The sequence below is a fragment of the Pseudomonas sp. MD195_PC81_125 genome (assembly GCF_014060985.1).
Taxonomy (GTDB): domain Bacteria; phylum Pseudomonadota; class Gammaproteobacteria; order Pseudomonadales; family Pseudomonadaceae; genus Aquipseudomonas; species Aquipseudomonas parakoreensis.
Genome location: NZ_JABULD010000745.1, coordinates 1 through 7,439, shown reverse-complemented (window position 1 = coordinate 7,439; position 7,439 = coordinate 1). Strand labels below are relative to the sequence as shown.

The following is a 7,439-nucleotide window of genomic DNA, read 5'->3' as shown; positions in this document are numbered from 1 at the left end:
CAGGCAGCCGTACGTCAGTGACGATGCGGTCAGCGTGCGGCCAGTGATTTGCGCTGAAGTTCACAAGCCTGATGAGCGAGAGCTGTATAACGCCATTCTTCGAGAGTTCTGGGCACCCCACAACCCCGTCGCGCCGCTGGAAAAGCTTCGACATCAGGCCATTCATCTCTTGCGTGATGCGCGTACTCGCATGCTCATTCTTGACGAAGTGCATACGATCAACAACGGATCGGCTGCCAAGCGCATGGATGTCATGAACGAATTGAAGATGCTGTCGAACATCCTCCACATTCCTTTGGTGTTGGTCGGCACCCGGACGGCACTTCAGCTACTGGTCCTGGATTCGCAGTATTCAAGCCGGTTTGAGGTTGTCTCGCTGCCCAACTGGTCGGTCAATGCCGAGTTTCAGCGTTTCCTGAAAAGCTTCGAATCAGTGCTCCCTCTCAAATTCGCTTCAAAACTGTACTCGCCGGAGCTCACCCCGCTCATTCACGCGATCTCCAATGGCAACACGGGCAACATCGAATACCTTTTACGTGAGTGTGCAAGGGAGGCGATTCGAAACGGTTCGGAAGTGATTGACCGTCGACTGCTGGAGAAAAACCAATGGATGCGTCCTACCAGTGCAGATGGGGTGCGGGAGCGCGTCCTTTAAATCCGGTCTGGCCGATGGTGCCAGCTCTTCTGCAGGACGAAGTTATCTCCTCCTGGCTAATGCGATGTGCTTTGGCCCAAGGTTGCGATGCCACGACGCTAACAGGCGAGGTCTGGCCTAGGCTGAGGTACTGGTGCAACGATCCGGACAGAGATTTATCCATTGAACAGTCGCAGCATCTGACCCGCCTTTCTGGCATTCCCATAGCAGCGCTTCAAGCGGCCACTTTACAGCCGCTGTATCAGTTGATGACGGGAACTGCGGAATTCCCAAGAGGGATAGCGCCCTGGTTTCTCTGTCTGGGGTGCCGGAATCGACGTCGCAGCGGCGGCCTTCAGTACTGCCCAAAATGCTTCAAGGAACGACTTCCTCATTACCTGATACAGGATCGGCTGGCGTGGCACAGCGCATGTCCATTGCACCAGGTGATTCTGCTGGACCGCTGTGAATGCTGCCATGCGCCATTATGCCCTCATCTGCTTGCACCACCTGAGCAGACGCTAGGTCGGTGCCATCGCTGCGGATATGAGCTGGGCTTCGCGTCAACTGACAGGGCACCGATCCAGGCTCTGAGTTTCCAGCTTGCGGCTGATGAGCTGTTTTCCAAACCTACCCTGCGGTATGGCGAGAACCATCTGCTTCTGACTGAATGGTTTGCTCTGTCGCGATGGATGATTGGTATATTGCGCACCGCCGCGCGCGCACCCAGCCCCTGCACGGAGATGTTTTTCCGTGAGCTTGGTGTGAACCTGGCCGAACTCAGGCCTCCTCCAACGGGCTTGCCATTCGAGTATTTGTCACCCGTGGACCGCGCAGGCGTCTTGGCACACGTCTGGAGCATGCTAGAGGTCGGTCCCGAGCGCTTGGTGGCCGTGGCCGAGCGGGAGCACGTGCGCCCATCGCTGTTGCTGCCGCGCTCGGGAGAGTTACCGGCCTCACTTGCTAGACTTGGCGCAGTGCTGAAAAGCAGTCGACGCCGTAACTACAACCTCGCCCCAGTCCGAACCCCGCGCTCTGTGAAAAGCGTATTGATGAGATGGCAACGATTGCTCAGGAAGTTTCAACGATGACACCTCCGGAACTGCCACTGAAATGCGATGAATGCCAATGCATCGCATCGAAGATTCACCGGATCCACAAGGGACGGCGATTCTGCAACACGTGCTATGCCCGACTGTTCAAGCGCCGATTGTGTTCCGGCTGTGACAATTTCGCCCGGCTCCCCGTATTTGAAAAAGACGCCAAATGCATCCGCTGCGAGTCGAGAGCGCCTTGTGTACGGTGCAAGAAGACCGGGAAGCCGGTCGGATTGATGACGGTCTATGGCCCAGCATGTGCCAGCTGTGCACATCACTTTTCCGAACCTGAGCCTTGCCACCGATGCGGCAAGCTATCAACAAAACTAACCCGAGTCCTAGCGATCGATCCCGATGTTCGCTGCTGCGCTCAATGCGCACGGGCAGGCGCGGCAACGTGCCCGGATTGCCGTCATCACCGTTTCTTGGTCCAGTGCAACGATGGTCTGATGCGGTGTAAATTGTGCGCTGAAAAAGGCAAAGTTCAGTGTGCCAGCTGCACCCGGTTGATGCCGGCGGGACGCAAAAACGAATGCGAGACCTGCGCCTGGGAAAAGAGCCTTGATCGTCGCGCGCATATTCATGTCGAACTGTTCGCCCATGCCAGCACGCGTCAACGCTTCAATGAGTTCTGCCTGTGGCTCAAAAGTCAGATGGGGGCGCAGAAGGCTGCGCTGAAACTCAAACACTACGTGCCCTTTTTCAGCTTCCTGGATGCGCATTCCGTTGGTTTACCCTCGTACGTTTTCCTGCTCGAACATTTCAGTGCAGAGGGGCTTCGTAGGATGCAGACCCCAATGCTATGGCTCAGTGAGCGGTACGGTGTCGCGGCCGATGAGCAACTGCGCAACCAACACTCCGAAAAACGCCGAATTCAAGAGTTGATCGAATCGACGCCCGCCGGCGTTGGCTTGGAAGCACTGCTGGGTTACCGAGAGTATCTTCGGACCAAACAAGGCGACGGATCTACGTCGATCAGTTCTGTTCGGCTTTCCTTGCGTGCCGCGAAAAACGTATTGGCTTCAGCGTCACAGCAGTTCGATACGTTGCCCACGCAAAAGACGGTAACGGCATATCTCACTCAGTCGCCGGGACAGCGTGCGACCGCGCAAGGCTTCATCAGTTATCTGAACCGAACCCATGGACTCAGCCTTACAACAGAACTCAGCGAGCGTGCGGTAGCAAGGGCGAAAAATCGTAAGCTTGAGGCCACGCTATACAACTTGTACTCCACCGGTGGCGAAGGTGAAGACTACGAGCGTGCATGGATCAAGGCCGCACTGATGCTGTTGCATGGGTTGAGGAGCGTGAATAAGAAGAGGTTCTCGTATAGCGCTCTCGTGGTGAAGGGAGTAGCTGGTTTTAATGTGGTGATCAACGTTCAAACGTATTGGGTACCTAGCTTTACCTCCGGTACTTCCTTGTTAAGTGATCCTATGATCTGAGGCAGATTGATATCAGATCGATCGAGATGAGACACAAATCGAGGGCTACATGCCCAATGCACTGAAGCATCCACTTTCATTTTTTGCCGATGGAGCTTTGGATAACCCTATCCAAACGGATGGAGCAGTCGTTGTGAGTTTGCGATGAGTGTTTTTGCGACGCGCGTTGTCGCTCGAATCCGAGGTGTATCAAAGTTATGGAGTTTATGTTCGGAGCATAAACTCCATAATTTCAGTACAAATCCCGTCACTGCTCAGATGAGGGTGACGCCCAAGCGGTAGAAGGCGTAGAAGATCGTTGTGCCGATGTCAGAGTGATGCCGAAATATGTTGTGCGGATGTCTCAACGGCGTTTTCAGGTTACGGAAGTTACCGTTGGCAAACCGGATCTCAGCGCAAATTCTGGAGATCTCGACCAGCGCTTCGGCCTCGTTGTTGATTTCCACTAGAAGCCCTGAAATTTTCTCTTCACTGTACACGGTGTCTTTTCGAATTTTCTTGCGCTGTAGTTCAAACAGGTAGAAAGAGCGGCCCCTAATCTTGATGCGCGCAACCAAGATACCTCGACGGTGGTTAGCATTTTCTTTGTAAGAAAGCCATGTTCTATTCTTATCTTTGGGCGCCTCGGATGGGGTAAACGCCGCCAGTGTTAGTAATCTGAAGTCTTCGCTTTGCACGAAACCCTGACGCTCTGACTGCCACGCCAAGCTAGAGAAGCGGTTTTTGCCCAGGTGGTGTCGAAGCTTATCCCAAACAGTTTGAAGTGCGCCTCCATCACCCAAGACCCGCTTTGCGACAGCAGTGAATTTGCCGACGCCTTTGTTGTAGCCCTGCGGGTCTCCAGTGGAGAGCACCTTGGTCGTGCCCGGCGGGACCAGAATGGCCTTTTTCTTTGAAAGCGATCGCTCGTCAAATGAAACGGTATGGGGGCATTCCGGCCCGAGGATTTCAAACCCAGGATCGGGTTTTGACCATCGAGCAGATCCTTGATCGGGTTCCTGACGGTCGGTGATCAGAAACGGGTCCTGTGGCTTTTCCGTTTCAATCTTGACCCTCATCGTGTCGAGAAGGGTTGGATCTTGTTCAGAATCATCCTTGGAATATTTGACCCGGTTTATCTCGTAGGGATGATCCTGTGGCTGACTCATACCTGTGACTTCGTAGCACAGAAATGTGGTGCGATTGTTGATCCAGCGGCCACGAACCTTGACCTTTGCAGGGCCCTGGAACCACGGCTTAACCCGCAAACTCATTTCCTTCATGCGCTTGCCGTATGCATTGTCCAGTTCGGCGTAGAGCAGCTTGGCGGCCTCTTCGGTGTAATTGTTGTATAGGGCGTATGCGAGAAACAGCCCATCGTCGTCAGGAACATTGGGATGTGGTTTTACAAGCCAGCTGTTGGGGTCTTTCTGGGTATCGGCATAGAGAAGCTCCCGCACCTTGGGCCACGGGTAGGTCGTCAGTATCCGCGCCATGTCCGACGTGCTGCCATAACACCGGTACAGAAATTCAATACAGGGGATCAGGAGGTTTTTGCCTTTCGGTAGGGGGAAGCTGAGAAACTCGGTCAGTGCCTTATCTGTTGGCTGGCTTCTAAGCGGATAATCGATCTTGAAATAGGGAACGGGTTGGTGATTGCCTTTGATACTGACGTAGGACCAGACACCTTCAGTGAAATCCACAGAAAACTCTTGGTCTTTACCCAGGTCCGTTTCGGCAATGCATTTTCCCCCTTGCCAAATGGTCCCCAGACGAAAGCTTCCCAGCCGGCTTACGCCGATCAACGCAGGCGTCACGCCGGCAGGCTCATCGTTGCGGTCTAAAAACCGAAAGATGACCTCCACGAAGGGAATGCTTTCAGCTTCAAAATTTTTTCTAATGCGCTCGTAAGACCAGACCACCACTGTTCCATTGCGGATGTGCTTGATGGCATCGCCATCTTCGGTAGTACAAAGGTTGTCGCGGGGAGGAACTCGCTTGATTCGATGAAACAATTCGCAACTCCGAATATGCAGGAGCATCACGCTCGTCGCTGATTAGTGGCTGACTAAGCGTGGACTCGTGCATATCGTCCTGATCATTTGAAGCTCCGTCAGAGGGGCTGTACGTTACCTGCAAAAAAGGGTCAGCACCAAGTCGGCACCTCATGCATGCCGATCATTTTCTTTAGCATCTGTGAAACAGAGTCAGAACGACATCCCTTCCGATGCTTGAGCAAGAAGCTGCTCCACCTGACGGAATCCAACGGTTGTGGAGAGCATCTCAATCGAGCTTTTACCCGAGAAATGGGACTTCGGTTTTGACAGCCAGCGCAGAGCCTTGTCAGTGTCGCCAAAAAAGGACTCGGCTAAGGCAATGGTATGGGCCAGGCGAAACAGGTGGTCACTTTGACTCGCGGTTAATCGCTCACCTGTGGCCAGCTTTGTCGTAATAGTTGGGGTGGGAAGGATTGCGTCCAGAGTACCGGAGCTGATGAGCCCTAAGTCGCTCATTGCCGTAAGGGCGGTTGCCTCAAAGCCAGCTTCGATCATCTCGTGAATTTGCTGTGCAGTCGCGTCGACCGGGATATTGAGAAGAACATTCATACGGTTTCGGTAACTGTCATCAGCTTGAGCGCGTAAGACGTCGGTGCCCCTTGCAGACTCACGCTTCATGGCGCGTACGGGTGTCAGGATTATCGTGTCGCCGGCGACGGTGATAGCCAGCTCATCCCCGATGCCCAGACCCATTTCCTGCAACAGGGCGGGAGGTAAATCGACGATGACATCGTCACTGCCGTCTTGGGTGGCCTGGGTTTGAACGTCAGTGTCTGTCTTTCTTCATATCATCCACCTGACGTGCAGTCTGCGATAAAGGATGCCCTATGCTCGCGCGTGCAACGGCATCTGTCATGGATAAAAAGAGCCTTCGCAGGATGCCGGGGCTTGAATGCGATCAGTGGTCCACTCGGTTTGAGCCCGAAGGCGCTGGCTGTGGCTCGCTCAACTCAAACTCAGTAAATCACTCAGCGTAATTCTCTGGCGCGTGCCCGTGCCGAGCAGCACGTACAAAGTATTTCTGGTAAAAAAGAGCCCTTCGTCCTCGTATCTCAGTTGAAACGTGCTGCGAACCCAGTCACCTCGGTTAAAGCGCTCGCGACTGTCGAGCACAACGTTGCGCGCATAGATCAGCACTGGTTCGAGGCCACGGGAGCGTAAGGCGTCGTAATCCTCGCCGCAGGATTCCAGCTCCAGCAAGGTCCAGTCCCGAACCAGGCAGTACGAATACTCGCCAAAATTGCTTTGTATAAAGTCGATTGCATCTTCAACTGACAAGTCGCATCCGTTGATGCTCTCTCCTTGCCCACTCAACAGTTGCTGTAGCCGTAAGAGATCCATTCGCGCAAGCCCCCCTTAGAGAATACTCGTTCGACTGAGCGCCGGCGGTTGTTCAGTGAGACCGCCGGAGTTATGTAGAGATGGTGATAGCGTGTATCGCCGATTGGCAAGCAGGCCTGTTGGGTGCCTCGTGATGCAGCGATGGCGTAGAGGATTGGGCGTCCTTTCCAATGCCGTCTCGGCATTTTTCAGTGTGCGTCCCCAGACCTGCCTGCGCGAGCCGACCAGATGATCTCCGAACGGCCGGTACGCTACGCCCTAAACGCTACGCGCGATCACCACCTTCATCTGCGGCGTCCAGTAATTTCTCCAGTGCTTCATAGCCTTCGTCTCGGCGCATGAGAAAGCCGATGACATCGTCGGCATCGAATCTGAATGGCTCAGAATCCAGGACTGTCCTGAAAAACGTGTTTGCTAGAACGATACCGCCCTGATTCAGCCAAAGCTCTGCTTTTCTACCATCGAGTTGATCAAAAAATACCGATAAAACCGCAGTCGCCAATGGGCGCATTTCGCTGGACGATGAGGAAAGCTCCCAATGCCAGCGTCCCTTGGTAGGGCAAAACGTTGGGCTATCATCGCTCAGCATGTAGTTCCAATTGTTGCTTTCCCACATCCAAGGCGCGGGCTGAAGCAGAGTTGGAGGAGTGCCTTCTCTATAGACGGTCACTTCATGGTTTCGACCATTACCCCAAACTTCAACTGGTCGGGTCTGGAAATATTTTAGGGCGCGCTCGCGAAGTTTGAAGGCTGCCAGTCGAGCGTTGACGCCACTTTGCACCTGCGCAGGTGTCCTGCCCTCGGCCACTTCCATCACTGCCGTTCCGAGATCAATGTTCAGTTGATGCAGAGGTTGCAGATCTAGGTAGAGGGCGTCCGATCAAAG

At 54.0% G+C, this 7,439-nt stretch carries 7 protein-coding genes; 3 read left to right on the top strand and 4 right to left on the bottom strand.

The genetic code is table 11. The annotated features are described in order from the left end of the window. The 3 genes from HT737_RS28745 to HT737_RS28735 all read left to right on the top strand — a co-directional run. Positions 1-655: TniB family NTP-binding protein (locus HT737_RS28745; RefSeq protein ID WP_182404511.1), on the top strand; the 655-nt coding region annotated here is incomplete at its 5' end. Further along, positions 607-1,725, top strand: coding sequence for a TniQ family protein (locus tag HT737_RS32900; RefSeq protein ID WP_182404510.1), 1,119 nt, complete (start codon positions 607-609; stop codon positions 1,723-1,725). The genes HT737_RS28745 and HT737_RS32900, both read left to right, overlap by 49 nt. A 455-nt stretch (positions 1,726-2,180) precedes the next feature. Then, the gene (locus HT737_RS28735) at positions 2,181-3,176 is read left to right on the top strand and encodes a hypothetical protein (protein WP_236170290.1); all 996 of its coding nucleotides are present in this window, start codon (positions 2,181-2,183) and stop codon (positions 3,174-3,176) included. Positions 3,177-3,430: 254 nt separating this feature from the next. Here the strand turns inward: HT737_RS28735 and HT737_RS28730 are convergent, their stop codons facing one another. From HT737_RS28730 to HT737_RS28715, 4 genes are all read right to left on the bottom strand, one after another. Next, on the bottom strand, positions 3,431-5,170 hold the full coding sequence (locus HT737_RS28730) for a hypothetical protein (protein WP_034139918.1): 1,740 nt from the start codon (positions 5,168-5,170) through the stop codon (positions 3,431-3,433). Between the two features lie 192 nt (positions 5,171-5,362). Further along, a complete protein-coding gene (locus HT737_RS28725) occupies positions 5,363-5,917 on the bottom strand; it encodes an antitoxin Xre/MbcA/ParS toxin-binding domain-containing protein (protein ID WP_374011208.1) in 555 nt (184 codons plus the stop codon). Positions 5,918-6,157: 240 nt separating this feature from the next. Further along, positions 6,158-6,490, bottom strand: coding sequence for a hypothetical protein (locus tag HT737_RS28720; RefSeq protein WP_239778395.1), 333 nt, complete (start codon positions 6,488-6,490; stop codon positions 6,158-6,160). A gap of 328 nt (positions 6,491-6,818) precedes the next feature. Then, positions 6,819-7,367 (bottom strand): hypothetical protein, encoded by a 549-nt coding sequence (locus tag HT737_RS28715; RefSeq protein WP_182404509.1) that lies wholly within the window; start codon positions 7,365-7,367, stop codon positions 6,819-6,821. Positions 7,368-7,439: the final 72 nt, after the last annotated feature.

Excerpts from the sequence above, each read along its gene's own strand:
- HT737_RS28735 (WP_236170290.1), top strand. The coding sequence starts at position 2,181 with ATGCGGTGTAAATTGTGCGCTGAAAAAGGCAAAGTTCAGTGTGCCAGC.
- HT737_RS32900 (WP_182404510.1), top strand. The coding sequence starts at position 607 with ATGGATGCGTCCTACCAGTGCAGATGGGGTGCGGGAGCGCGTCCTTTA.
- HT737_RS28715 (WP_182404509.1), bottom strand. The coding sequence starts at position 7,367 with ATGGAAGTGGCCGAGGGCAGGACACCTGCGCAGGTGCAAAGTGGCGTC.